This window comes from Acinetobacter endophylla, from assembly GCF_053543775.1.
The window spans coordinates 1,243-1,755 of sequence record NZ_JBLVOM010000028.1 but is presented as its reverse complement, the minus strand read 5'-3'; the positions used below and the strand labels follow the sequence as shown (position 1 = coordinate 1,755).

1 protein-coding gene is annotated in these 513 nt (G+C 46.0%); it reads right to left on the bottom strand.

Annotation, left to right across the window (positions count from 1 at the left end):
• The coding region (locus ACNPNW_RS03415) for a DUF6079 family protein (protein ID WP_527890961.1) at positions 1-513 on the bottom strand (513 nt) is incomplete at both ends.

Sequence of the window (513 nt, the reverse complement as noted above, 5' to 3'; positions counted from 1 at the left end):
CTGGCTCAGGTGACGTTCCATATGGGCAATATGTGGATGGTCAGCACTAAACCCCTGATATTCGTTAAACACGCGTAAAAACACATTCAGAATCGGATTGCCATCATCATTGGAGCTGGCTTTACTGTCGATGTTAAATAGGATGACATCGGCATGATGGCTAACGGCCTTGCCAATATCTGCCCGGATAAACGCATCACGGATTTTGCTTTCATCAAAGAATTCTGCAGCACTGCGTTCGTTACCTTCCGCGTCACGTGCCACTTTATTGGCCAGAATATACGACAAGGTTTTCAGGAAATGTGATTTACCTGAACCAAAGAAGCCTGAAATCCACACACCGACTCGGTTGGCAATCGAAGGATCGCTTAGGTCTGTACCATAAGACTGGAAAAAGTCACGAAAATGCTTTTCCAGCTCATTGGTGACCACGTATTCATCGAGTTCCTGATATACCGTGGTATTGTCATTCTGGTCTGCCTTGACCACCCCGTTTATCGCACGATCTAATGG